Raw genomic sequence first — 25,877 nt, forward strand, 5'->3', positions numbered from 1 at the left:
TTGACTTAATTCTTATCTAATGACTACGTCGTTAAGAATTATTTTTAAGCAATAGGTTTATAGAATGAAAATTACCAGCAATTTTGACAGTGGTAACATCAAGGTTATTGAAGCCGTTGACCCGCTGAATATTCAATTAGAAATCAATAAAGATAATCAGTCTGATTTTTTCCAGTGGTTTCACTTTCGTCTAGAAACAACCCCATTTCAAAACCACAAGTTACATATCAACAACTTAGAAAATTCAGCCTACCCAGATGGTTGGGAAGGTTACCATGCTGTTGCGTCTTACGACCGTCAAACGTGGTTCCGTGTCCCTTCAGAGTACGCAAATGGCACACTATCATTTGAAATGGAACCAGAGTGTGGCAGCGTGTATTTCGCGTATTTTGCGCCATACAGCTATGACCGTCATTTAGATTTATTAGCATGGGCACAAAGCCAGCACGCTTGTGAGCTTGAAACACTCGGCGAAACGTTAGATGGTCGTGACATGAGTGTGCTACGTGTTGGTATTCCAAGCAGTGATAAGAAAACAATTTGGATTACTGCACGCCAACACCCAGGCGAAACGATGGCTGAGTGGTACGTTGAAGGTTTACTACATAAATTACTTGATGATGAAGACCCACATGCCGCTGCACTTTTATCAAAAGCGGTGTTCTACATTGTGCCAAACATGAACCCAGATGGCAGCGTTCGTGGTCATCTGCGTACCAATGCTAAAGGCGTGAACTTAAATCGTGAATGGCAAACGCCAAGCATGGAAAATAGCCCTGAAGTATTCTTAGTGCTAAATAAAATGCGTGAAACAGGCCTTGATATGCACCTAGATATTCATGGTGACGAAGCTATTCCATATAACTTTGTTGCGGGCAGCGAAGGTATTCCGGGATACGATGACCGCTTAAAAGAGCTTGAAGACAGCTTCAAAGCAGCGCTATTAACAGTGACACCTGAATTTCAAGATGAGCACGGTTATCCGAAAGATGAACCAGGCCAAGCGAACTTAACGGTTGGTTCTTCTGCAGTTGCTCATGAGTTTAATGCTTTGGCGTACACTGTTGAAATGCCATTTAAAGATAATAACGATTTACCAGATCCTGACTATGGCTGGTCAGATCGTCGCTCGTATCAATTTGGTCAAGATACACTAGCGGCCATTGTTAACGTTGTCGATAAATTACGATAACGAGTCTAATCCAATGACGGGCATCAGCGAATACTGATGCCCGTCCTTGTTTCTGCTACATATCACGTAATTAGATTTGTTATATTGAAAATTAACTGTTAACAAGGTTGGTTGATTTAAGTTAATATTCAATACGTTTAGCTGAGAAGTAAATTAATCTTAGTATTTATTTCTCGCATCTATATGTATGTCGCGCATTCTCACAAGCTAACGCCGAGTATCGTAACTAACAATAAAAAATATAATCATAGAGGATATCCATGGAAGCTTTTGTAAGCGCCGTTAATGACGTAGTCTGGAGTAGTGCACTCATCTATTTATGTCTTGGCGCAGGTCTGTTTTATTCCGTTTTAACCCGTTTTGCTCAAGTTAGACATTTCAAAGAAATGTGTAAGTTGCTACTAAGCTCAAACAGTTCTAATACCGGTATTTCATCATTTCAAGCTTTGGCAGTTTCGTTATCAGGCCGTGTTGGTGTTGGTAACATCGCAGGTGTAGCTGCAGCAATTGGTTTTGGTGGCCCCGGTGCTATTTTTTGGATGTGGGTCGTGGCATTTTTAGGAGCCAGTACCGCGTATGCAGAATCAACACTAGGTCAAATTTATAAATCAGAAGAAGATGGCCAGTATCGCGGTGGCCCTGCTTATTACTTTGATCGTTGCTTACAACAAAAGTGGTTAGCAGTGCTATTTGCTGTGTCGGCAATTATCGCATGCGGTGTATTTTTACCAGGTGTACAAGCGAATGCGGTAGGTAACGCATTTACCCAAGTTTTTGGCGAAGGTACATTAGTGAGCACAAGTTTTGGTGATGTTGGTAGCTTTAAACTGGTTGCACTTGCGATCATTTTGATTGTGTTAGCGTTCATTATTTTTGGTGGCATTAAACGTATTGCCAACTTTACTCAAATCGTTGTGCCATTTATGGCTCTTGGTTACATTGTTCTTGCTTTAATCGTGGTATTTATAAACCTTGATAAAGTACCGGGTATTTTTTCACTTATTATTACTGATGCATTTACGGCTCAAGCGGGCTTTGGTGCAGCGATAGGTTGGGGTGTAAAACGCGGTATATACTCAAATGAAGCGGGTCAGGGTACGGGGCCGCATGCTGCTTCAGCCGCTGAGGTTGATCACCCAGCACAACAAGGATTAGTGCAAGCTTTTTCAGTCTATGTTGATACTATCTTTGTATGTACAGCAACGGCATTAATGATTTTAATTACTCAACAATATAATATCGTAGGTGAATTACCTGAAGGGCAATTCATTGTTCAAAACGTTGATGCAGCAACTGAAATTGGCTCAGCAGCCTTTACGCAAATGGCATTATTTAGTGTGTTTGGTGGTTTTGGCCAGGCGTTTGTTGGTATTGCGTTATTTTTCTTTGCATTTACGACAATTCTTGCTTATTACTATATCGCAGAGACAAACGTTGCTTACTTAAATCGTTACTTCAAGGGGAGCATTCCACTTGTTCTTGTAAAGCTCGTTATTATGTTTATGGTGGCATACGGTATGGTTAATAGCTCTGGGTATATCTGGGCTATTGGTGATATCGGTGTTGGCTTAATGGCGTGGATTAATATTGTGGGCATTTTAGCTATCTTTTTCGTGGCTAAGCCTGCGCTTAATTGTTTACGCGATTATGAAGAGCAAAAGAAAGCCGGTGGCGAAATTACATTCGACCCTATTAAGTTAGGGATTAAAAATGCCACATTCTGGGAAAAACGCCTTGAACAAAAGGCAAAAGATAAATTATAAGTTGCTAAAGCAATAAACTTAAAGTGTGGGTTAGAGCGTCTTAGTTATTACTATTTTCGAATCTTCACGATTGAATGCAATTCGAAAAAGACATCGACTCATAAAACAAGTACAATAAAGGGCGCCTAAAGGCGCCTTTTTTATGCGTAGTATGGAGAAAGATATGGCGATTATTAGTTGCCCGCAATGTGCAAAATCAATATCTGACAAACATAAACAATGTCCTCATTGTGAGTGCCAAGTCACTGAGCTGAGCAATGAGCAGTTGCAGCAAATGCAAAAAGAAACGCGCATTCGTAAACAGCAAAAGTTTATGAATCATTCTTTCCTCGCACTGATTTTATTTTTAGGGGGCTTTTTCTGTTATTACTTTATTCACCCTGAAGCAGAATCTTTAGAGTGGTATGCCTATTCGGCAGCCATGGCAGTAGGCTTTGTATGGTATATTGTAAGCCGTATCTATTTAGTTGTTTTAAAAAAGAAAAAGTAACATGAATATTGATCACATCGTTAAGAATATCACCCCAGAAGTATTTGAACGTCTTCAGTATGGCGCATCAACAGGCAAATGGCCTGATGGCACGGTATTGACTGAAGAGCAAAAACAACAAACCGTTCAACTCGTGATGCTTTATCAAGCTAAAGTTTCGCAGACCAATGAGCAGTTTACCATTGGTGCCAATGGTGAAATGGTGCAAAAGAGCAAAGCTCAATTGCAAAAAGAATTCGCATCTGAAAATGAAATAGCTAGGTTTAGTGAAAATGATCTTTAAACACCTATTTACACCGAAATGGAAACACCCTAAGAGCCAAGTTCGTTTGGCTGCTGTTGAACGCCTTGACTCAGAACGTGATGTCAACATTTTGAATAGCATCGCGCTTGAAGACAGTTCAGCAGAAATCCGTAAAAAAGCATTGAATAAAGTAAATGATATTGTTTTATGGTGGCAAGTATATAAACAAGATCAGGCATTAAAAGAGATTGCCGAACAGCATATAAATCAAGCGGTGTTAAACACCGACAGTCAGCTTGATGAGAGCATAAAAAACGAATTCATTGAACGTTTTGCACCCGTTAAAACACTTGAAAAACTCGCGTTTGCAGAAAAAGAAATTCAAGTGCGTGTTAAGTTACTAAAACGCTTAGCTAACCCAAACCTAGTTGATAAAGCTTTCAAAGAAGGAAGCGAAGAGTTACAGCTCAAATTAGTTGAACTTGTAATTCAACACCAACTGTCTAAACCACTTTTGAAACATGCTAAAGGTGAAGCGCATACGCAACTTGCTGCCCATTTAGAAAATGAGCGTTTAGCCGCTGAAATGCCGGCTAAAGTTGAAGCTGATACCCGAATTGTACTTGCTAAACTTAATGCACTGCGTGAAAAAAGTGATTTCAACCTAGTATCTCAGCAACATGCTGATTTACTACAGCAATGGCAGGCCATCGAGTTAAAGTGGCTAACGGATGAACAAGTCAACTTATTAGATAAAAAATACTCAGCCATTATCGCAAAGTTAGATACACATCTTGCGATGCTTAGCAAAGAGCATGAGGCGCAGCAGCAAAAGCTTGCAGAGCAACAGCGTCAAGTGTTGGCACTGGCTACTTTAGAAGCGCTAGGCGAAGAAATTGAAAATGCATTACAGCTCGGTCTAGAGACCCCAGAACAAATACAGCAAGATTGGCTTGAAGCGAAAGTAAGTCAAGCAAAAGAGGCACTTGCTGAGACTGAGCTTGCTGACAATCAAAATGTACGTGATGTGAAACAGCATTTAACGAATTTGTTTAAACAAGTGGAGCAGTTACCACAGTTAGTTGCTGCGATTGCTGACTATAAAGCGGCATTCGATGCTTTATCTGCGGTTACGACAAGCGACGATGAAACACAGTTTGATACGCTAAATAAAGAGTTTGAGCAGAAAAGCAAATTCGCGCGAAAAAAACTCTCGCATATCCCGTCTCGCTTACAAGGGCGCTTTAAAGCTAACTTAACGGAATGTGTGAAAGCGTGGCAACATGCTATGTTGCCATTAACGAATAAGTTTGACAAAAACCAACAAGCCGCGAAGCGCAAAGCACGTGATGTTAAACGTTTGATTGATCAAGGTCGTTTTAATGTTGCCTTTGGTGTTTTTAAAGGATTTGAAGAGTTATATGAGACATTAACCGAGTCTTATAAGCAGCCATTAAATACATTAAAAGCAGATCTTGAGGCACAGCTAGCAGAAGCGAAAGACTGGCAAAAATATGCATCGGCGCCGAAGCGCGACGCTATTTTACAAGAGGTCAGTGAGCTTGTTGCAACGCCATGTACCGATCCTAAACAGCGTGCTGAGCAAGTTAAACAATTACGCCGTCGTTGGAATGAATTAGGTCGCTTAGATACTGATGCTGAAAAACAGCAGGGTGAACTTTTTGATCAACACATTGAAGTGTTGTTCACGCCTTGTCGTGAGTATTTTGCAGAGCAAGAGCAGTTGCGCGAGCACGCAAAAACACAGCGTTTAGATATTATTGCACAAATGCAGCAATTAGCTGAGCTTGATGCACAGACCGATGATTTTGACTGGAAACAGTTTGAAAGTAAGTATAACCGCATCAGTAAATCATGGCGTTCTGTGGGTAATGTAGACCCTAAAACGTATCGTGAATTACACAGCGAGTTCAAAACGGTTCAGTCGCAAGTGAATGCGAAGTTAGCTGCATTTCACAAAGCCAATGCGGAACAGAAAAGTGCCCTCGTTGAGCAGGCAACACTACTTTCTCAATCTGACGACCTTGCAACCGCATGTCAGCAATTAAAGGCATTGCAACAAACATGGCAAACAATTGGTTTTGCTGGCATGAAAGCAGAAAACACGTTATGGCAGCAATTTAGACGTGTCAACGATGAGACATTTGCAAAGCGTAGCGCAGAGTTTGAAATACAAAAGCAAGCTCAACAGCAGAATGATGAAGTCGCTGCAGTGGAATTAACCGAGCTTGAGTCTGCGTTAGGCAGTGTGGTTCACTTAGCACAACTTAAAGACTTAGCGGCTAAATTATCAGCATTAGACTACTCTAAATCACTTAGTGGTCGAGTTGCGCAATTAGAAAGTGCCATCGCGGCGAAAACAGAGGTGCTTGGTAAACAAGCTGAACAATCAAAGCTAGCTGCTTTGTTTAGTGCCCTAGAAGAGGGCAGTACTATACCGGCTCAATTTCAGGCTTCGTTAACAACAGCATTAACTGCGCAGCAGTTGTTGACACGTATTGAAATTTTAGCAGGGGTTGAATCAGCCGATAGCCAATTACGTATGACAGAGCAAGTTGCAATGCTTGATGATAAGCATCGTGGCGAACAGGCTGATGTTTACTACTATCTAAAACAACTTTTAGCGGTCAGTGAAGGTTCAGTTTCACCTGACACACTAGCTAGGCTTAAAGTTATATTCGCAATTTAACGATTAATAGCAATCGATTAAGGTATTTAGTTTTCTCTCAAGATAAGTGGGGTGTCATATCCTACTTATCTTGATTATTGAAAGATTAAATAAGTTAACATGGTTGATTTAAGCCGCTTTTAAAGCGGCTTTTTTGAGGAAAAAAATGAGAATTTTAATATTACTTACGTGTTTATTTTTAGGGGCGTGTAAGAGCACAGATCAAGGTGTCTCTGTTTATTCATTTACAAATTCAGAAATAGAAACTGCACTTGCAAATCAGTTACCAAAACTCAGTGAACAAATTAAGTTGATGGGTTTGCCAGTTGATTTTTCAGTAAATGACTTAAGTGTTAACGTTGGTCCAGATAAACGCGACGTAGTCGTTTTAGGCGCAGACTCAAGTGCAGTGATTAAAGCGTTTGCACTTAAATACCCAGTAAGATTAAAACTAAAAATCGAAGGCAGTCCTTTCTATGACAGTGAGAAAAAAGCGGTGTTTCTTCGTAATGTGAAATTAATAGACACCACGGTCGATACTGCTGGGTTTAAAGGTAATTTAAACTTACTAGATGAGCAAGCGATGCAAGTTATAAATAGCTTTTTAGCCGTTAATCCAGTTTATAAACTAAATATGAATGACCCTAAAGTGGCACTACTAAGTAAGTTACCTTTGGATATGAAAGTATCACAGGGTGAAATTCTCTTAGTACCTACTCTCTAGAAAGGGTATCAGCAAGCAGTGTAAAAAGCGGCAAAATGCCGCTTTTTTAATGTATTTAGTGCGTCAATTTAAAAATAGTTAAGTCGTTTTTCTGAAAACGTCAGTGTAATTTTGTAAACGTCAAACTTAGTCGCCAACTGACTATCACCAATCCGTAAAAATAGATAATCATTTTGAGTGATAAAACCTGTGCCACCTGCGACAAAAATGCCTGATTTACGACTGCATGGATGCAGGGGGGAGAGCAATGCAGGAGCAATTGCCGAAAACAACTAAATAGCGACATTTTTACCTTATTATTGACGCGGTTTTATTGCCTAAACATAGACCACTTAATTAAGCCAATTGGTATAACAGTCCTTTATTACTTTACTTGTTTGCTAATTAAAAGCTTGTCATAATGCTCGTGATATTTCGCGAGTGGAGCCTATGTATGATTAAGGAATTTTTAAACGACCCAACATTATTACTCAATGCGGTAGGTGAAGGGATTTATGGCTTTGACTTATCGGGCAATGCGGTGTTTGTTAACCCTGCCGCAGAGCGCATGACGGGGTGGCATGCCGATGAGTTATTAGGTAAAAAAATTCACCAATATCATCATCATACTAGAAAAGATGGCTCGCCTTATCCTGCCGACGAATGTCAGATATATTGCACCATGTTTGATGGCAAGCATCGGCATGTAACCGATGAGGTGTTTTGGCGCAAAGATGGAAGCCATTTTGCAGTAGAATACACCTCAACACCTGTCTATAAGAATGGTGAGCTGATAGGGGCTGTCGCGATTTTTCGCGACGTTTCAAAACAACAGCAAACCGAACTCGCTTTGCGTGATGCATTGGCGCAAGTACAGCATTTATCTGAACAATTACAAGAAGAGAATGCTTATCTTATTTCTGAGTTAAATGAAGATTGGCAAGATTCGGGTCTTGTTGGAAAAAGTCACTCATTTCAGACGATGCTTGAACAAATTACCCTTGTCAGCCAAACAAACAGCACAGTGCTTATTTTGGGGGAGAATGGCACAGGTAAAGAACTTGTCGCACGTAACTTACATCGTTTGAGTACGAGAGCTGAGCAACCTTTTATCAAAGTAAATTGTGCTGCATTCTCAGCAAATTTGATCGAATCTGAATTATTTGGTCATGAAAAAGGGGCGTTTACAGGCGCGAATGAACGCAGGAAAGGTCGCTTTGAGTTAGCTGATAACGGAACGCTTTTTTTAGATGAAATAGCAGAGCTACCGCTTGAATTACAGAGTAAACTTTTGAGAGTATTACAAGAACATGAGTTTGAGCGCGTAGGGGGAACACACACTTTAACTGTGAATATTCGTGTTATTGCAGCCACAAATCGAAACTTATGGCAGATGGTAGAGCAGGGAAGTTTCCGTATGGATCTCTATTACCGATTAAATGTATTTCCTATTCGCGTACCAGCATTGCGTGAGCGAAAAGAAGATATCCCCTTGCTTGCTGCTAATATTATTAACCAGCTTAATAAGCGTCTTGGCAAACACTTTAAAGGTCTTACAAAAACAACCTTGGCACAGCTTGCTAACTACGAGTGGCCTGGCAACATTCGTGAATTACAAAACATACTTGAGCGTGAAGCAATTCTATCAAAACAAAATGTTCTGCAATTATCATCTGCGTTGAGTGATAAAGACCCTGCTTCTGGTGTGGTACTTTCACTCGATGCCGCGCAAAAACAGCATATTTGTACTGTACTCAAGCAGTGTCATGGCAAAATTTCTGGTGAGGATGGTGCTGCGACATTACTTGAGTTGCCAGAAAGTACTCTGCGCTCAAAAATGAAAAAGCTAGGTATTAAATACTAAGGCGCGAAATATCACGCAAGCTCGCGGTATTTCACGAAATTAAGGCGTTCTATATATTTAATGTCGTTATTTTTCAATGTGTTATGTGTGTTGTGTTGTTGGCCTGATTGTTGCTCTTACTTGTTAGAACCGAGACTAACAGTAAGTAGCAAAATGAAATTAGAAATCAAAGAGCAAGACCTAATCATCAAGCCCTATAATCAAGAGGGTCCCATTTATATTCGTGAGCAAAAAGGCCGTTTTCAACGTATTCGTCGATACCTTGGATGGGTTTTAATGCTTATATTTATAGCGATTCCATGGATACCTTATAAAGGTCACCAAGCAGTGCTATTAGACGTTGCGAGTCAAAAGTTTAGCTTGTTTGGCCTAACGCTATTACCCCAAGACTTTATGATTTTAGCTATGTTATTTATGACTGGTGCATTTGCCTTGTTTTTCGTTACGAATTGGTTAGGGCGAGTATGGTGTGGCTACACCTGTCCGCAAACAATCTGGATGTTAATGTTTACATGGGTTGAGCAAAAAATAGAAGGATCGAGAAACCAACGTATAAAAATGGATAAGGCACCTTGGTCGGCAACAAAAGTACAAAAAAAAGTGATTAAACATGCTGCGTGGTTACTTATTTCATTAATCACATCGATGTCTTTTATGGCGTACTTTATTCCTGCAAAGTCGTTATACATGAGTTTATTTACGCTTGAAATGTCAGGTATTGTAAGCTTCTGGGTGTTTTTATTTGCATTTTGTACGTATGGCAATGCGGGTTTTTTACGTGAAAAAATGTGTACTGTCGCCTGTCCTTACTCTCGTTTTCAATCAGTGATGTTTGATAAAGACACGTTAGTGGTAACTTATGACCAACAAAGGGGAGAAACACGTGGTGCACGTAAACGTAAAGCCGACCCTAAAGCACTTGGGCTAGGTGACTGTGTTGACTGTAATCTATGTGTTGAAGTTTGCCCTGCTGGCATCGATATTCGTAATGGCTTGCAATACGAGTGCATCAACTGTGGGTTATGTATTGATGCTTGTGATAGTACAATGGAAAAATTTAACTATCCAAAAGGGTTAATAAAATATGCTTCTGAAAAGCAAATGGATGGTGAAACGACAAATCCATTTAGGTTGAAGCTACTTGGTTATGGTGGTCTAACAGCTTTGTTTATTTTAGCTATGGTTGTATGGACAGCAATGCGTACGCCAATCGAAGCATCAGTGATAAGGGATAGAAACGCTTTATATCGGGTTAACTTTGAAGGGCTAGTTGAGAATCCTTACACGTTGTCGATTATCAATAAAACACAGCAGCCGTTAAATTATACGATTGGCATTTCAGGAATTGATGGGGCAGTGTTGCAAGTAGCAGAGTCAATTTTAATTGAAGCCGGTAAAATGAAGCGAGTGCCAGTGACTGTTGTTGCAGATGGCTATGGGTTAAAATCAAAAGTGACATCAATTCGTTTTCATATACAAGCACTGGAAGATGCGAGTATTGGCATAACGAAAGAAAGTAAATTCTACAGAGATTAAACAGTGGCTACCTATACCATTGTGCTTAATTAAGTGGTCTATTTTGAGGCAATAAAACCGCGTTGATAACAAGGCAAAAATTTAGTTATTTAGGTGTTTGAAACCAGACATTTTTAACGCAGGTAGCGACTGGTTTAATCACTCAAAAAGATTAAGTATTTTTGCACATTGGTATTAAATGGCTTGTTTTTAACAAGCCATTTCTGCTAACTCTAGTTGTTTTAGAACATAGGCCTTTGCACTGTCTAAATCATCATATAAACAGTCTAGAATTTGAATCGGTGATTGTGCTTGCGCAATTACACGCTTCATTTGGTTTAGCACAATGGATGAGCTAAATATAAACGCGGTGGCTTTACAATTGGTATCTTTCAACTCTTTTAATAAGCTGACAAAACCGTGCTCAGCATCTGGGGTAGTTGCATATAAATTTGTTGAATGACTAATGTATGCCCACGGTTTTCCAGCTAAATCGCAAATATGTTTTTTTAATCCAGCCGCGAAGTCGTTGACCAAACGTGCATTAATATTACCAGAAAATTGCCCAATAATAATGGGGCCATCAGTGATTATAGCGACACTGCCATAGTGATTCTTAAAATTCAATTTGCTTCCCTATCTAATTAAAAGAGCGCGAATTTTATACAATCTGCAGTGCGTGTCTAGCGATTTTTTGAACAATAGCGAAAAAGCATAACTTTTTCGCTATTGTTTATTTTAATTAATAATTTACCTGTATTACGTCCATATGTGTATAATTTATATGCAACATAATTGATTTATAACTAACTAATTATTAACAACGTAATCAAGTGCTCCGGTAATAGAAGCGACTTGAGCATTGATGCAAATTGTATCGTTAGCGTGTGGGCTGTCAGGGTATACCTCTGTGGTAGTAACATATTTTGCATTGGTTAAACCCATGCATAAACCCAGTTTTTTCGCCTCGTAATTTATGACGCCAAATTGAGTTTGTACAACACCAATGAGCTGGTTGTTTTCATCGCTTGGAGCAATATGTGTTACCTTTTCAACGGCTTTAATGATTGCTGTTTGAAAGGCATCCTGTGGTCGTTCACTGTCTGCAACAAGGTAAAAACCATCAGGAATGTTCCAATTATCGTGGTTTTTTGCATCTCGGGCTGCCAGCGCTGGACGAAACTCACTGTTATCGGTATCGGTTGTTTCATGCAAATCAACATGCACTAACGGCGCGATATCATGCTCTGCTAAAAAAGACATAATAGCTGCTGATTCTTCTGCGGGGCTATTTTTATAAAATGAACGATTAGGATCTGTTGCGTTCGGATTCCAGCGGTTGATTGTTTCATAACCCCATGGGCTAATACACGGCGCAACCAAGATATTAAAATGTTCAAGGTAGTCAGCTGCTTTTGTTTTAGCAAAGGCTAGTGCACCATGAACGCCACTTGTCTCATAGCCATGAACACCTCCGGTTATCAGCACACACGGTTTATCTGCTTGCCAATGCTTACTTTTTAGAATGTAAAGAGGGTAGTTTTCGGTGTCATAACTTAGTGCACCATACTGCTCAATATCGAAGTGAGCTGATAAGGCGTCTAATTGTGAAACAACATCATCTTGGTAGCTTCGCTTGACAGATTGTAACTCAAGCCATGCTTTTTTATCTGCGTCGTTCCATGGCTTACCAGGGGTTCCGATAGGATAATTCATAAAATACCTTTTTGGATTTAGGTGCAAAAAAGCCAAGCTTAACGAAGCTCAGCATAGCCTGCAACTAGATAAGGTCAGTGGAAATATTTTCCTCTTCATACAGTTTTGCATGATGATGCTTATGAATATCAAACAAGTATTGACGCATAGCGTCTTCACCTTCGCAAATTTTTTCTATTTTAGCTGCAACGCCATTACTTGTGACACGCACAGGTTTTGCACTAATGACGACATGCTCATTATTAGGCAGATTAAAAGCGAGTAAAATTTCTTTATCGAGCGTTTCCTCAGCATTTTTGGGTTGCAACAATACGCCCGTGCTAGACAGTGAAATAATCAGGTATTGTTCTGTTTGCAATTCTAGGTTGGGGGTACGCCAGCTGCGTTCAATTCCTTTTGTATCGATCACTTCGGGGGCACTTAACGTGGGGGTAACTTGCCCTTTGTCGTCAACAATAAACTCAAGTGGAAACCACAATTGATAAATACCCACTTCAGCAAGTAGGGTTAGCTTGGCATTGTTTAACAGACCATTCAGCTTATCGGGTAAATTAAAGTTAACAGATATTTTAGTGTCGGTTGTTAAATCTTTTACACCGTGTTCTGCCTCAAATAGGCTGTTGAAAAAAGAGAGCTCTTGTTCTGATAAATGTGACATTTATAACTCCTTTTAAGCGCCTTCAACGCATGGTAACTCAATATTATAATTTGTACAAATTTCGTACATATGCTAAGCGCTTATTATGCCAAGTGCGTTGTGATTTATTTTGTTGCTCATTTCACTTACACTGGGGGAAATAGTTTACAAGGATTTTATTTTGTCGAGTTTGACGGGTGTTAATAAGAGTTTAGTGATATTTGCTGCATTAGTTATTGTTCTAGCAGGAATTAAAGCTGCAAGTGTGATTGTTATTCCATTTGTCTTGGCGGCATTTATTGCCATTATATGTAATCCCTTAATTCGTTTTTTTGCCCGATATGGCATCCCCAAAGCGATAGCAGTGATATTTGTAATGATGATAATTGTTGGTGTGGGGATCAGTCTTGCCGGGTTGGTTGGGCAATCGATGACAGATTTCTCGAAAAATCTCCCAGAATATAAAGCGCAATTAAAAGAAGAATTTGTGTGGGTAGTCAATGTTGCCGCGCGTTACAACATTTTGATAGACAAAGAACAAATAATATCACTGTTTGATCCAGGTAAAATAATCGATGTTGCCACTAACATGCTAACGGGGCTGGGTGGTGTAATGGCAAATCTATTTTTGATTATTCTAACCGTAGTATTCATGCTGTTTGAAGGCCCTATGTTGGGCAAAAAGATACATTTGGCATTAGATGACCCCGAAATGAAAATGAAGCAAATTGACCGTTTCTTAGACTCAATTAACTCCTATTTAGCCATAAAAACGATGGTGAGCCTAGGCACGGGTCTGCTGGCTGGTTTTATGCTTTGGGCGCTTAATGTTGATTATTTTGTGCTGTGGGGTGTTGTTGCTTTCATGTTTAACTACATTCCTAATATAGGGTCGATTATTGCCGCGATACCTGCAGTATTATTGGCGCTGATAACCCAGGGCCCGCTGGTGGCCAGTTTTATTGCCGGTGGTTATCTCGTTATTAACACTGTAATGGGAAATATTGTTGAACCAAAATTTATGGGTAAAGGCCTTGGTTTATCAACGCTGGTGGTTTTTTTATCGTTAATATTTTGGGGATGGCTCATGGGTACTGTAGGTATGTTGTTGTCGGTACCGCTTACGATGATCGTTAAAATTGCGCTAGAGACAAGTCAAGAAGGGCGCTGGCTTGCTACTTTGCTTGGTAATGGTGAAGAGTTAAAACTAGAAGATTAATAAAGGCGCTTAAGCGCCTTTTTTAATTTAATGGTCGTTGTAAAACTTTAATATGATTTTCTAAAATCTCAATCTCACAGTGTTTATAGGTAATTGCCGCTGTTGTTGCATTTGGCATTTTTTGTAAGTAGCGCCAACGACAGCTGTCTTCTAAATAACGTTCTTGGTTTTTTAAACTACGCTGAAAAATAGGCAAAAGTTGACTATTACCTGTCTCTTCTTTAATTTTTTCGATATCCATTGTAAGTTTGTTGACCCACATTTTATGGTCACGTTGTAAATCTTCAATGGTTTGATCTAAGCATTGAATATAATGCCTAGTTTCATCAGGATGATTGCCTTTAAGCACACAGTTTTGATCTGCGATTGCATGCGAGCTGAGGGCGAGTAAGCTTATTAGGGCTGATGAACTGATTAAAGAAGGTCTATTTTTTATCATGATAATTAAACTCTAAGATAAACTCTGCACCACCTAGTTTTTCAGCATCGCTGATTGTTAGTGTGCCATTGTAGGAGTTTACTAAATCGGAAACGATGGCCATACCCACCCCATGACCGCTCTCGTAAGTGTCTAGACGTGTGCCACGTGTTAATAACGATTCACGCTTATCGTGTGGGACACCCGGGCCGTCATCACAGATACTCACTGTTAACGTTTTATTTTGTATAACCTTTATATCGACCTGAGAACGGCAGGCTTTACATGCATTATCAATTAAATTCCCAAGTAGCTCCATTAAATCAGTTTTATCCCCTAAGAAGTAATCTTTTTCGCTCACCTCTGAAGTAAAAATAATATCTTTATCACGATACACTTTAGTCATTGCACTTAGGATAGAATCAATAACAGGTTTGATGTGGGTTTGCTTTTTCCACGTGTCAGATGCTCCCGTTGCAGCGCGTTTTAATTGATGTTCGATCATCACATTTATGCGGTCTAGCTGTTCTTGTGCATCTGCGTCATTGGCTAAAGGGCTCGACTTTAATACAGCCAACGGTGTTTTTAGGGCATGCGCCAAGTCGCTGAGTGAAGCACGGTAACGTTCTTTTTGTCGCTGCTGTGATTCAAGCAAAAGGTTTAAATCGGCTTTGATTGTTTGTAGCTCAACAGGGTAAAGCCCTCTTATTTGTTGATTATCACCCGATTCAATCGCTTTAATTTCTTTATCTAACCGTTGTAAAGGTCGCGCACTCCAAACAAAGCCGATTGCCATCAATGCCGCAATGGCTACCCCCATTACATACATCCAATTGACGAGTGTTTGTTTAAAACCATCCATTAAACGCAATAGGGCGTCGTTGCGTTTGAGCAAAATGAAGCGAGCATGTTCTGATTGATCGATGTTTTCTAATATAACGGTGAGCGTTAATTGCCAGTACACAACATTATTGTACTCTACACGGCGAAAATCAGCGGAGCCTGCAGGCGCTTCAAAGTTATCGGGAATAAAATTAATATTTGTGGCTGACTCAGAATACCAGACGGGTAAATCACCTCGGTAAATCATTGCATAGGTATCTGAATTTAATCGGTTTAATTCTGGCGTTAAAATTGTGCTTGGCATCACAATACCACGCTCGGTGAAATCAACTTCAGAGATCAATGAGTAAAGGTGAGCTTCAAGGGTTTTTTCGGTCGCTTCGACTAGGGAGGCATAATAAGCTTTACCAATTGAGAAAAATAAAATGGGTAAAGCGACCAATAAAACAAAGACAAGGATAAATCCTTGCCTTACTTTAAGCGGAATTTGCGATGCTACCACTGACTTTTAAGCCTGTAACCACGGCCGCGTAATGTTTCAACAGGGTTCAATGTACCCTCAGGGTCAAGCTTTTTACGCAAACGTAAAACAAAAACTTCGATAACGTTTGAGTCAAGGTCAAAGTCTTGGTCGTATATATGCTCAGTTAACTCAGATTTTGAGATCACTTTTTGCGGATTAACCATCAAGTACTCTAACACTTTGTATTCGTATGCCGTTAAGCTTAATTCTCTGTCATTAACCCAGACTTGTTGTGAGCGGGTATGGATTTTTATCGGGCCGGCTGTCATTTCTGGGTTTGCTTTACCTGCACTGCGGCGGATAAGTGCATTACAACGGGCAATTAACTCTTCAACATGAAATGGTTTTGTTAAATAGTCATCTGCGCCAGCATCTAAGCCTTCTACTTTATCTTGCCAACGGTCACGTGCTGTTAAAATCAAAATAGGGATTGTAATACCCTGAGCACGTGCTTTGTTGATTAGCTCAATACCATCAATTTTTGGTAAGCCAAGATCGACCACAGCCATATCAAGCGGGTACTCTGTAATATGAAATAAACCAGCTTCACCGTCGTGACAAAGGTCTACACTATAACGCTCTTTTTCTAGAGCATTACGAAGGTTGTCTGCTAAATGTAAATCATCTTCAATTACTAAAATTCGCATTCTTAATCCTTTTTCACTTCGCCAGTTTTTTTGTTCACGTGGACATCAACCACATGGCCGTTCGTTTTTAAAATTCTCACGGTATATATTTTTTCTTGCTCTGTGATCTTGAGGGTTCGGCCATCTTCAGCTTTTTTAGCTATAACAACAGCTTGCTTTTTAGTCACCTCAGCAGGTTGCTTGTTATTTGCAGCAGCTTGATAGCTTGAAAGTGCAAATAGTAGGCTAAAACTGAAGGCTAACAATACGCGCATGATGGGGAACTCCTAAACCAGACCCTTTTAGTTTAATTAACCAATTAACTAAAACTCAAGTAAAAACGTTAAATTAAGTGATTCAACGAGCAAATTTTAGTTAATAAGCAGTGAACAAACACTGAATTGTTGCTTCAGTTAAGTTCAGGCCTAAAAGGGCTTAACCAAATACTTTTTTAAACGGCTTAACCACAGAATTATCATAAACGCCCGCAGCAATATAAGGATCGTTGGCTGCCCATTCGCGAGCCGCTTCTAATGATTCAAACTCTGCAACGACTAAAGAGCCAGTAAATCCAGCTTCGCCAGGATCTTCATTGTCAGTTGCTGGCAATGGGCCTGCAGTGAATAATCGGTTTTGATCGGCTAACTCTTGCAGGCGAGCTAAGTGAGCAGGACGTGCAGACTTACGTGCCTCTAAACTATTTTCAACATCTGTTGAATAAATCATATACAACATGGTGTGTTCCCAAAGTAATTTTTGAAAATAGTAGCATATTCTTGTCAATAGACGAGAAGTTATTCGCGTAATAATCTTTACAGCTGGGCATATAGCTTTAACTTATAAAGCTTGAAATACGCGGTGTAACACTGGTAGAGTCGCGGGATTGAAAAAATAATAATAAGGTTTTTAAATGAGCGAAAAACGCGAGCATTTTAGCTCCCGCCTCGGTTTTATTTTAGCGGCAGCGGGTTCTGCTGTAGGAATTGGTAACTTAGTGGGTTTTCCAGTTTCGGCAACTAAAAATGGCGGTGGCGCTTTCCTTTTAGTTTATGCACTGTTTGTCATTTTTATTTGTTTACCGGTAATGATGGCCGAAATGGCAATGGGTCGCAAGGCGCAAAAAGATCCCCTTGGTTCGTACAAGCTTTTAGCGGGTAATGATCCTAAATGGAACTTTGCAGGCTTTTTAGCAGTATTAACGCCATTTATGATTGCTGTTTTTTATATGGTAATCACAGTGTGGATTTTTGGTTATTTATCGCAAACCGCATTGGGTAATTTAGATGCACTCGCTCAGCCAGATAATTTTGGCACGTTTATAAACAATTATACTGTGTTTGGTTACATGGCTGTTGTCGCCATTATTGTAAATTTAATTCTGGTGGGTGGTGTTAAAGAAGGTATTGAAAAAGCCGCGAAGTTTATGATGCCAGCGCTTTTTGTACTTTTAACGGCCTTAGTTGTTTATGTATTAACCCTTGATAATGCTATGGCGGGTGTTAAATATTACATCGTTCCAGATTTTAGTAAAATGGATGCTAGCGTATTAAATGGGGCATTGGCTCAAGCGTTTTTCTCTTTATCGTTAGGTATGGGTATCTTAATGACCTATGCGTCGTATATTTCTAAGAAAGATGACATTGTTGGCAGTGCAAAGATGGTCGCGGTCACGGATTCATTAGTGGCATTTATTGCTGGTCTTATGGTGTTACCTGCTATTTTTAGTTTTAATCCAAATACAGATCCAAGCACGTTATCAGATTCATCAGTATCAATGATTTTTGTGTACTTACCCAAAATTCTGTTAGCTCTTCAAGCTGACATCGGATACTTTGGTGCGTCGGTCGTTGCTTTTGTATTTTTCTTATTGGTGTTTTTTGCCGCAATTACGTCATTAGTTTCAATTGTTGAAGTACCAACAGCAACGCTAAGCGATCGTAAAGGTATTAGCCGTAAAAAAGCGTTAGCTATTTTAACGCTTTCAACAGGTGTTTTAACGGTTTTATGCACCATGTCGTTTGGTATGGTGGAGTCGTTAACGTCGTTTGTAAATTATGGTGGCGCAGATAAAAGCTTATTCGATATTGTTTATGACGTGTTCTACGATACTATTTTGCCGCTGAATGGTTTAATGGTGTGCTTGTTCGTTATGTATCGCTGGAAAAAAGCAAATCTATCTGAAGAGTTAAGCCAAGGTTGTGAAGGTTATATAGGCAGCTTTACAGAAAAGTATGTGAACTTCTCTTTATCAACATTTATTCCGGCTATTTTACTGCTTATATTTGTAAATACTGTCGCAACGAAGTTCTTTGCATTTAGTATTTTCGGATTTTAAAAACCCGTTCGTTATTGAGCCGCGCACCTTGCGCGGCTTTTTTATATTCGCTAAATAGCCCCTGCATCTAAAACATCACCCAGTCCCAAAGTAAACATCCAAAGCCCCCATAAGCTGTGCTCGATAACACAAACAAAAGTGGAGCGGCTTTTCGCATATGTATAGGAGAACAACAGGCCGCCCATAAAGGCAAGCAGTACCGCAAGTACATTGGCATAGACAATATGAGCGAGGGCAAAGACTGAAGCACTCACAAAAATCCGCACTGTTTTGCTTGGCATAATGCGTTTATAACGGTGAAAAAAATACGTCCTAAAAATCAGCTCTTGTGGCATCACAGATAAAATAGGATAAAGCAGCAACAATAACAGCCAGTCGTTGAATGAGTTTCGGGGTAATGAAAACCAATTTTCTTGATTTATGATGCCGTAAAACATACCTGAAAAGAGTGCACCTAAAAAGAAAAAGCTAAATAGCCTGCGCTTAACGGCACTAAATTGACCAAGACTGGTTAAACGAAAGCGCTTAAAGTGGGGGTCTGATAACAGTAACATCCCGCAGACACTCATTAAAATGATTAGGGCGGGTATCAGCCAATTCGCAAGGTGTGCGCGTAACAAGAAGCCTAAAAGCGGAAGCGAAACAAATATGAGGGTAAATTCAAACCAGCGGTATTGATTGGCGTTCAATGTCGTCTCAGCGCGTTTTTTGTTTACGTTACCAAGCTAAGACGACAGTTTTATGACATTACAGTTCTTTCGTATCGGTGTTTTCGTCATCTTCGGGTAAGTATTTGAACAGCAGGATAATGGTCGCAAGTACGCAAACAAAGGTGATACCCATTAAACCAAATACTTTAAAGTTAACCCAAAAATCGAGTGAAAAATTATAAGCAATATAAATATTAAGTGCTGAGATACCCGCTGTAACAGCCACCCAGAATAAATTTAGTTTATTCCACAAGGAGTCGGGAACAATGACTTCTTGTTTACTTTCTGAGGCATTTTCTAAAATTGAACTCAATGCTTTTTTTACGAGGTTTTTACCAAGTACATAACGGCTAAATAATAAGGTGAAACTTAAAATTGCGTATACAATTGTGGCTTTCCATTTTACGAATTGCTCATCATGGAAAACTAACGTTAATGTTCCTAGCACGACGGCAATAGCAAAAAAGACCCAGTGGCGAGTCGGTACTTTACCTTCCTTAAAATAACAATACGCAACTTGTATCAAGGTAGTTAGCATAAGTACTGCTGTTGCCCAGTAAATATCAACGAGTTTGAAAACCGCAAAAAACAGAATCAGCGGAATATATTCAATAATTGCATGCATAGATTTTAAAATGCTCTCATTTAAAAAGATAATGGGTTGTATCAATATATTGGCTAAGATACAAGGTTGACTTAGCTTTCCTTAACGCTTAGCCTGCCGAGCCAATTTGACTTAAACCCGTGTTTAGGTTGTTTTACCTTATCTTTTTCCGCTTAACCTTAGATGATTAAGCGGCGTATTTTGGAGCAGTTTATGAATAAAGCCGCCTTAGTGTCACAAATGGCAGCCCACAGTGAATTAACTAAAAAAGACACCCAAGCAGCGCTGAATAGTATGTTAAATGCCATTGAAAAATCACTCTCAGAAGGTGATCAAGTACAAATTAACGGGTTTGGTACCTTTGCTTTAAGTTATTACCCAGCACGTAAAGGCCGCAATCCACAAACGGGTGAAGAAATTGAAATTGAAGGCGCAAATAAACCTGTTTTTAAGCCTGCTAAAGCCTTAAAGGATATTCTTTAAGTAGGATTTGCAAAGGCACTGTAGTATTTACAGAGCTTGTCGCAACTCATTAAATTTAATTTCAATAATATCAATGCATTAAGCTTGGCATGTTGTCTGCTTTTACTGGTGTAGTTTCACAGTAATAAGGAGGTAACATGTCAGATTTAAACAGCCAACTTAATGGTAAAAAGATTGCAATTCTAGCCACCAATGGCTTTGAACAAAGCGAACTACTGTCACCACGAAGCGCTTTATTAGAAGCTGGGGCGCTAGTCGAAGTGGTATCTCTTGAACGTGGGGATATTACAGGCTGGAATGAAAATCAATGGGGGGAGCGTGTCACTGTAGACCGTGTTGTGAGTGAAGCTGACTCAACGGAGTATGACGCGTTATTACTGCCAGGTGGATTATTTAATCCAGATACGTTACGACAAGATAGCGATGCAAAAGCATTTGTGGATGGCTTCTTCAGTGCCGGTAAGAACAAACCGATTGCGGCGATATGCCACGGCCCATGGTTATTAGCCGAGATTAACAAATTACGTGATCGGAAAGTGACCTCTTATCCGAGCATTAAAACCGACTTAATTAATGCAGGTGCCAATTGGGTTGACCAAGAAGTGTGTGTCGACGAAGGGATTGTAACAAGCCGCAGTCCTGCTGACTTAGAGGCGTTCAATCGTAAGTTTATTGAGGAAATAAAAGAAGGCGTTCATCGTCATCATTAGTCATAAGCAGCAAAAAAGGGCCACAGGGCCCTTTTTTAATATTGGTTGCGCGTTATACCATTCCGCAAAAATACTTAATCATTTTGAGTGATTAAACCAGTCGCTACCTACGTTAAAAATTTCTGATTTAGAACAACTAAATAACTAAATTTTTGCCTTGTTATCAACGCGGTTTTATTGCCTCAAAATAGACCACTTAATTAAGCGGAATGGTATTACTTCGTTGCCGCTTTCATACTGGCAACAAACGCCTTTAAACCACTTAGCATTGCTGCTTGGTCGTCAAGGTTTGCTTCGATGATTTTTACAACCGCAGAGCCTGAAATTGCACCAGCAGCACCCGATTCAAGCGCCGATTTCACATCGTCAGGTGTTGATACACCAAAGCCGAGCAAAGCAGGGGCTGCATGGTACTCTTTTAATTTTTTAACCAATGAATCAGCAGGCATTTGTGCTTTGGTTTCAGTGCCCGTAACCCCCGCGCGTGAAAGCAAGTAGGTATAACCACGGCCATAAGATGCACACTGACGTAAGGTGTCGTCATCGGCATTCGGGGTTGCGATAAAAATTGGGTCAATGCCATTTTTCATTGCCGTTTGACGAAACAGCTTTGATTCGTGCAGCGGCACGTCAGCCACTAAAATTGAATCAACACCGGCGTCTTTTGCATCGTGATAGAACTTTTCGATGCCCCGTTTAAACACAAGGTTTGAATACAGTAATAAACCGATGGGAATGTCGGCATTGTATTCACGTACTTGTTTAATAATATCAAAACAGTCTTGGGTATTTATGTTCTCATCAAGTGCGCGAATGTTCGCTGCTTGAATAACTGGGCCATCGGCAATTGGATCTGAAAACGGGATACCTAGCTCAAGCGCATCTGCGCCGCCATCTATCAAACTTTTGATGATTTCAACACTGAGCTCTTTATTAGGATCGCCAATGGTGACAAAGGGCACAAACGCACCTTGGTTTGTCTCGTTTAATGTGGCGAACATGTGTCCGTAACGATTAGTTTGGCTCATAGCGCGCCTCCTTCTGATAAAACACTGTGAACGTGAGCCAAATCTTTATCGCCTCGGCCACTTAAATTAACCACTAAAATTGTGTCTTCGGTTTGTTGCTCGGCATATTTCAGTGCATAAGCCAGTGCATGACTCGATTCTAGCGCAGGGATGATCCCTTCATTTTTAGCAAGGAGCTGAAATGCTTCAAGTGCTTCGGTATCGGTAATACCGACGTACTGAGCTCGGCCTGTTTCATGTAAATGAGCGTGTTGAGGACCCACAGCAGGGTAATCAAGGCCAGCAGAAACAGAGTAAGACTCTTCAATTTGGCCATCATTATCTTGCATAATGTACGTATAGGTGCCGTGTAAAATACCTTTCGTGCCTTTACATAAAGTAGCACCGTGCTGGTGGGTATCTAAGCCTTTACCCGCAGGCTCTACACCAATGAGTTTTACACTTGGCTCATCGATAAAATCAGTGAACATACCAATGGCATTTGAGCCACCTCCTACACAGGCTAATACGGCATCAGGCAAACGGCCTTCTGCTTTTAATACTTGCTGTTTTGCCTCTTCGCCGATCATTTTTTGGAACTCGCGAACCATGGTCGGGAATGGATGCGGACCTGCTGCTGTACCTAGCAAATAATGGGCATCTTTGTAGTTTGCAGACCAATCACGAAGTGCTTCGTTTACTGCGTCTTTTAACGTACCAGAACCGGCTGTTACAGGTATAACTTCTGCGCCCATTAACTTCATACGAAACACGTTAGGCTGCTGACGCTCAACATCTTTTGCACCCATATAAACGCGGCATTTTAAACCAAGTAGGGCACACGCAAGTGCTGTTGCAACACCGTGCTGACCAGCCCCTGTTTCTGCAATCACTTCTTTTTTACCCATGCGTTTCGTTAATAACGCTTGGCCCAGTACTTGGTTGGTTTTGTGTGCACCACCGTGAAGGAGATCTTCACGCTTTAAATACAATTTAACCTTGGGGTTTTTTATTAAGTTTCGGGTTAACGTTAATGGCGTTGGACGACCTGCGTACTCATTCAATAATTTTTCAAATTCTGCCTGAAAAGCAGGATCGTTTTGTGATTTATTAAACTCTGCTTCTAATTGCTTAAGTGCTGGTACAAGCAGTTGTGGTACGAACATACCACCAAATTCACCGAAATAAGCTGGATTTTGCATTCTAACCTCAATAATTTCTGATATGCGAAAACGCATTGTGTAATTTTGTTGGGCATTTTTTACCTGCTGACGCTTCTACGCCAGAATTTAGGTCAAGCCCCTTGGCACCGCGATAAAGCGCTGCATGAATATTCTCTGGATTTAAACCGCCCGCTAACATAAATGGCACTGTGGCTGTGTCTAATATTGACCAATCAAAGGCTTCGCCAGTGCCACCTTTTTGGGTTTTGCTGTATGTGTCGTATAAGTGGCGGTCAACCCCTTCAAGCGGTTTTGGTAACGTGCCATTTACCGCTTGCGCTTTCCAAATTTCACAGCCAAGTGGTAACTGCTTTCTGAGACTTTGAATATACTCGCTATTCTCATCACCATGTAATTGGACGGCGGCTAATTTTAGGCTTTGTGCGTAGTCAACGACTTGTTCAAGTGGTGCGTTAACAAACACGCCAACATAAGCAAGCGGGGCACTTTGTGTCACTTGTTTCGCGCAGTCAATATCAACATAACGAGGCGATTTAGGGTAAAAAATTAACCCTCCATACACCGCACCACTTTGATAAGCAGCCTCAGCATCTTGTGAACGGGTTAAACCGCACACTTTATTTTCACCTAAAATCACCTTGCGGCAAGCTGCGTCTAAATCGCGTTCAGCCATGAGTGAACTGCCAATTAAAAAACCGTCACATAAAGGAGCAAGGCGTTTTACATCGTTGTGTGTATATATACCAGACTCTGAAATAACTACTTTGTCGTTTGGTATTAAGGTGCGTAATCGTTCAGTGGTTGCCAAGTCCGTACTTAAATCACGCAGGTCTCTGTTGTTGATGCCAATCAAACGAGCATTCAGTGCAAGTGCACGGCTCACTTCTTCTTCGTTGCTAACCTCAGTCAGCACCGACATATTTAAAGTATCTGCGACGTTATGCAGTGCTAAGTATTGCTCATCATTGAGTACTGACAGCATTAATAAAATGGCATCACCGCCTGATAACCGTGCCAAATACACTTGGTACTCATCGATGAAAAAGTCTTTACAAATAATCGGCTGCTCAACCTGACTGCGCACATACTCAAGGTAGTGATAGCTTCCTTGAAAATATTTCTCGTCGGTTAATACGCTTATACAGGTTGCGTATTTTTTATAGACCGCGGTAATTTCATCTAAGTTAAACGGTTCACGGATAAGCCCTTTAGAAGGCGATGCTTTTTTACATTCTAAAATAAATTGTGTGCCTTTTGCTGCCAGCGCACCTTCAAAATCACGGGTGGTTGGCACAACATCCGCAATGAATGATGTAAGTGGACGCTGTGCTTTTCTGGTTTCAAGTTCGATACGTTTGTCGGCAACAATTTTGTCTAATACGTTAGCCATGACTTACCTCAATAATTGCGTTCAATGTGTTCATCGCGCTGCCAGATGCTAACAACTCGGTTACGTGTTTCGCGGCTGTTTTTAAGTCGCTTGCTTTGCCTGTTAGGTAAAGAAGCGCTGCTACGTTGGCAATAATGGCTGCGTTGTGAGCGTCTTCCCCTTGGCCTTGTAAAATCGCTAAACTGGCTTTCGCATTATATTCTGGGCCTTGACCTGCTAATTGTTCAAGTGAATAGTTTGCAAGACCAAAATCGTTTGCTGTCAGCGTATACTCGGTTAGCTTGCCATCATTGAGCTCAACGACGTTGGTTTCGCCGTGTAGCGCAATTTCGTCGGTACCGGCTCCATGCACTACCATAGCGCGTTGCGTGCCGAGGGTTTTTAGGGTTTCGGCCATCGGTAAGCAAAGAGATGCATCGTAGACACCAAGCAATTGCACGTGGGGTGCGGCTGGGTTGGCAAGCGGACCTAAAATATTAAAAATAGTGCGGCTTTTCAGGGCAGTACGTACCCCCATCGCATGGCGCACACCACTGTGATAATGCGGGGCAAATAAAAATGCAAAGCCAGTGTTTTCTAAGCAAGTGGCAGCTTGCTCTGGGCTCATATCAATATTGATGCCCAAGGCTTTTAGTAAATCAGCTGACCCCGAGTTACTCGATACGCTACGGTTGCCATGTTTTACCATATTGATACCCGCGGCTGCGGCAACAATGGCAGCCGTGGTACTTATATTAATCGTATTTGAGCCATCGCCACCGGTACCGCAGCTATCGGCTAACAGTGTTTTACTGGTGGTAAATGGCATTGCGTTGGCGCGCATAGATGCTGCAGCGCCAGCGATTTCGTCGCTCGTTTCACCTTTAAATTTTAACGCGATAAGTGCAGCAGTTAGCTCTATATCATTTAATTGGCCATTCATTATTGCATCGAATAAGGCACTTGATTGCTCAAACGATAAGTGTTGATTGGCCAATAATTGGTTTAACGGGGATAGGGTTGTTGCTTCCAT

The 25,877-nt window shown here is 40.6% G+C and carries 26 protein-coding genes; 12 read left to right on the forward strand and 14 right to left on the reverse strand.

The window, feature by feature from the left end; genetic code table 11:
* Positions 1-64 precede the first annotated feature (64 nt).
* The 8 genes from H3302_RS06450 (at position 65) to ccoG (ending at position 10,481) form a co-directional block, all read left to right on the forward strand.
* Positions 65-1,192 carry a M14-type cytosolic carboxypeptidase gene (locus tag H3302_RS06450; RefSeq protein WP_074988356.1) on the forward strand — a complete coding sequence of 376 codons (1,128 nt, stop codon included), beginning with the start codon at positions 65-67 and terminating at the stop codon, positions 1,190-1,192.
* 260 nt (positions 1,193-1,452) lie between these two features.
* A complete protein-coding gene (locus H3302_RS06455; RefSeq protein WP_065979799.1) occupies positions 1,453-2,955 on the forward strand; it encodes a sodium:alanine symporter family protein in 1,503 nt (500 codons plus the stop codon).
* A gap of 163 nt (positions 2,956-3,118) precedes the next feature.
* Positions 3,119-3,445, forward strand: a complete 327-nt coding sequence (locus H3302_RS06460; protein WP_036969280.1) for a hypothetical protein — start codon at positions 3,119-3,121, stop codon at positions 3,443-3,445.
* 1 nt (position 3,446) lies between these two features.
* Positions 3,447-3,728 carry a YeaC family protein gene (locus H3302_RS06465; protein WP_036969024.1) on the forward strand — a complete coding sequence of 94 codons (282 nt, stop codon included), beginning with the start codon at positions 3,447-3,449 and terminating at the stop codon, positions 3,726-3,728.
* A complete protein-coding gene (locus tag H3302_RS06470; protein WP_182396279.1) occupies positions 3,718-6,399 on the forward strand; it encodes a DUF349 domain-containing protein in 2,682 nt (893 codons plus the stop codon). The genes H3302_RS06465 and H3302_RS06470 overlap by 11 nt, the downstream gene beginning before the upstream one ends.
* A gap of 145 nt (positions 6,400-6,544) precedes the next feature.
* Complete coding sequence (locus H3302_RS06475; protein ID WP_036969019.1) at positions 6,545-7,102, forward strand: DUF1439 domain-containing protein; 558 nt, start codon at positions 6,545-6,547, stop codon at positions 7,100-7,102.
* Between the two features lie 433 nt (positions 7,103-7,535).
* A complete protein-coding gene (locus H3302_RS06480; RefSeq protein ID WP_036969017.1) occupies positions 7,536-8,945 on the forward strand; it encodes a sigma-54-dependent Fis family transcriptional regulator in 1,410 nt (469 codons plus the stop codon).
* A 153-nt stretch (positions 8,946-9,098) separates the two neighbouring features.
* Positions 9,099-10,481 carry a cytochrome c oxidase accessory protein CcoG gene (gene ccoG, locus H3302_RS06485; RefSeq protein ID WP_182396280.1) on the forward strand — a complete coding sequence of 461 codons (1,383 nt, stop codon included), beginning with the start codon at positions 9,099-9,101 and terminating at the stop codon, positions 10,479-10,481.
* A 189-nt stretch (positions 10,482-10,670) separates the two neighbouring features.
* On the opposite strand, the gene H3302_RS06490 is transcribed toward ccoG, so the two are convergent.
* The 3 genes from H3302_RS06490 to H3302_RS06500 form a co-directional block, all read right to left on the reverse strand.
* Positions 10,671-11,087, reverse strand: coding sequence for a hypothetical protein (locus tag H3302_RS06490; RefSeq protein WP_036969014.1), 417 nt, complete (start codon positions 11,085-11,087; stop codon positions 10,671-10,673).
* Positions 11,088-11,270: 183 nt separating this feature from the next.
* A complete protein-coding gene (locus tag H3302_RS06495) occupies positions 11,271-12,176 on the reverse strand; it encodes a M14 family metallocarboxypeptidase (RefSeq protein ID WP_182396281.1) in 906 nt (301 codons plus the stop codon).
* Positions 12,177-12,240: 64 nt separating this feature from the next.
* Positions 12,241-12,834, reverse strand: a complete 594-nt coding sequence (locus H3302_RS06500; protein WP_065979804.1) for a hypothetical protein — start codon at positions 12,832-12,834, stop codon at positions 12,241-12,243.
* A 160-nt stretch (positions 12,835-12,994) separates the two neighbouring features.
* On the opposite strand from H3302_RS06500, the gene H3302_RS06505 reads away from it, so the two are divergent.
* Positions 12,995-14,032 carry an AI-2E family transporter gene (locus tag H3302_RS06505; protein ID WP_036969008.1) on the forward strand — a complete coding sequence of 346 codons (1,038 nt, stop codon included), beginning with the start codon at positions 12,995-12,997 and terminating at the stop codon, positions 14,030-14,032.
* Between the two features lie 22 nt (positions 14,033-14,054).
* Here the strand turns inward: H3302_RS06505 and H3302_RS06510 are convergent, their stop codons facing one another.
* From H3302_RS06510 to H3302_RS06530, 5 genes are all read right to left on the reverse strand, one after another.
* A complete protein-coding gene (locus H3302_RS06510) occupies positions 14,055-14,471 on the reverse strand; it encodes a hypothetical protein (RefSeq protein ID WP_075593670.1) in 417 nt (138 codons plus the stop codon).
* Entirely contained in the window at positions 14,458-15,795 is a 1,338-nt protein-coding gene (locus H3302_RS06515; protein WP_074988346.1) for an ATP-binding protein, read from the reverse strand. Before H3302_RS06515 ends, H3302_RS06510 begins: the two co-directional genes overlap by 14 nt.
* On the reverse strand, positions 15,789-16,463 hold the full coding sequence (locus H3302_RS06520; RefSeq protein WP_036969002.1) for a response regulator transcription factor: 675 nt from the start codon (positions 16,461-16,463) through the stop codon (positions 15,789-15,791). Before H3302_RS06520 ends, H3302_RS06515 begins: the two co-directional genes overlap by 7 nt.
* A gap of 2 nt (positions 16,464-16,465) precedes the next feature.
* Entirely contained in the window at positions 16,466-16,717 is a 252-nt protein-coding gene (locus H3302_RS06525; protein ID WP_036969000.1) for a PepSY domain-containing protein, read from the reverse strand.
* Positions 16,718-16,877: 160 nt separating this feature from the next.
* A complete protein-coding gene (locus tag H3302_RS06530; RefSeq protein ID WP_036968998.1) occupies positions 16,878-17,177 on the reverse strand; it encodes a YciI family protein in 300 nt (99 codons plus the stop codon).
* Positions 17,178-17,352: 175 nt separating this feature from the next.
* Between H3302_RS06530 and H3302_RS06535 the strand changes: the two genes are divergently transcribed.
* Positions 17,353-18,777: a sodium-dependent transporter gene (locus H3302_RS06535; protein WP_182396282.1), complete on the forward strand. Its 1,425-nt coding sequence runs from the start codon at positions 17,353-17,355 to the stop codon at positions 18,775-18,777.
* Between the two features lie 50 nt (positions 18,778-18,827).
* Here H3302_RS06535 and H3302_RS06540 read toward each other — a convergent pair whose 3' ends face one another.
* Positions 18,828-19,466 (reverse strand): CPBP family intramembrane glutamic endopeptidase, encoded by a 639-nt coding sequence (locus tag H3302_RS06540; RefSeq protein ID WP_036968994.1) that lies wholly within the window; start codon positions 19,464-19,466, stop codon positions 18,828-18,830.
* A gap of 58 nt (positions 19,467-19,524) precedes the next feature.
* Complete coding sequence (locus H3302_RS06545; RefSeq protein ID WP_036969278.1) at positions 19,525-20,112, reverse strand: inner membrane-spanning protein YciB; 588 nt, start codon at positions 20,110-20,112, stop codon at positions 19,525-19,527.
* 192 nt (positions 20,113-20,304) lie between these two features.
* On the opposite strand from H3302_RS06545, the gene H3302_RS06550 reads away from it, so the two are divergent.
* Together H3302_RS06550 and H3302_RS06555 are read left to right on the forward strand one after the other, a co-directional pair.
* The gene (locus H3302_RS06550) at positions 20,305-20,574 is read left to right on the forward strand and encodes an HU family DNA-binding protein (protein WP_065979805.1); all 270 of its coding nucleotides are present in this window, start codon (positions 20,305-20,307) and stop codon (positions 20,572-20,574) included.
* Positions 20,575-20,711: 137 nt separating this feature from the next.
* Positions 20,712-21,284, forward strand: a complete 573-nt coding sequence (locus H3302_RS06555) for a type 1 glutamine amidotransferase domain-containing protein (RefSeq protein WP_036968990.1) — start codon at positions 20,712-20,714, stop codon at positions 21,282-21,284.
* 215 nt (positions 21,285-21,499) lie between these two features.
* Here the strand turns inward: H3302_RS06555 and trpA are convergent, their stop codons facing one another.
* From trpA to trpD, 4 genes are read right to left on the reverse strand one after another with little or no spacing between them, the layout of a single operon-like run.
* A complete protein-coding gene (gene trpA, locus H3302_RS06560; RefSeq protein WP_036968988.1) occupies positions 21,500-22,312 on the reverse strand; it encodes a tryptophan synthase subunit alpha in 813 nt (270 codons plus the stop codon).
* Positions 22,309-23,493: a tryptophan synthase subunit beta gene (gene trpB, locus H3302_RS06565; RefSeq protein WP_036969276.1), complete on the reverse strand. Its 1,185-nt coding sequence runs from the start codon at positions 23,491-23,493 to the stop codon at positions 22,309-22,311. Before trpB ends, trpA begins: the two co-directional genes overlap by 4 nt.
* A gap of 7 nt (positions 23,494-23,500) precedes the next feature.
* Positions 23,501-24,865 carry a bifunctional indole-3-glycerol-phosphate synthase TrpC/phosphoribosylanthranilate isomerase TrpF gene (trpCF, locus tag H3302_RS06570; RefSeq protein WP_118844200.1) on the reverse strand — a complete coding sequence of 455 codons (1,365 nt, stop codon included), beginning with the start codon at positions 24,863-24,865 and terminating at the stop codon, positions 23,501-23,503.
* Complete coding sequence (trpD, locus tag H3302_RS06575; protein ID WP_182396283.1) at positions 24,858-25,877, reverse strand: anthranilate phosphoribosyltransferase; 1,020 nt, start codon at positions 25,875-25,877, stop codon at positions 24,858-24,860. The genes trpCF and trpD overlap by 8 nt, the downstream gene beginning before the upstream one ends.

It is taken from the genome of Pseudoalteromonas sp. MT33b (genome assembly GCF_014117385.1).
Taxonomy (GTDB): domain Bacteria; phylum Pseudomonadota; class Gammaproteobacteria; order Enterobacterales; family Alteromonadaceae; genus Pseudoalteromonas; species Pseudoalteromonas lipolytica.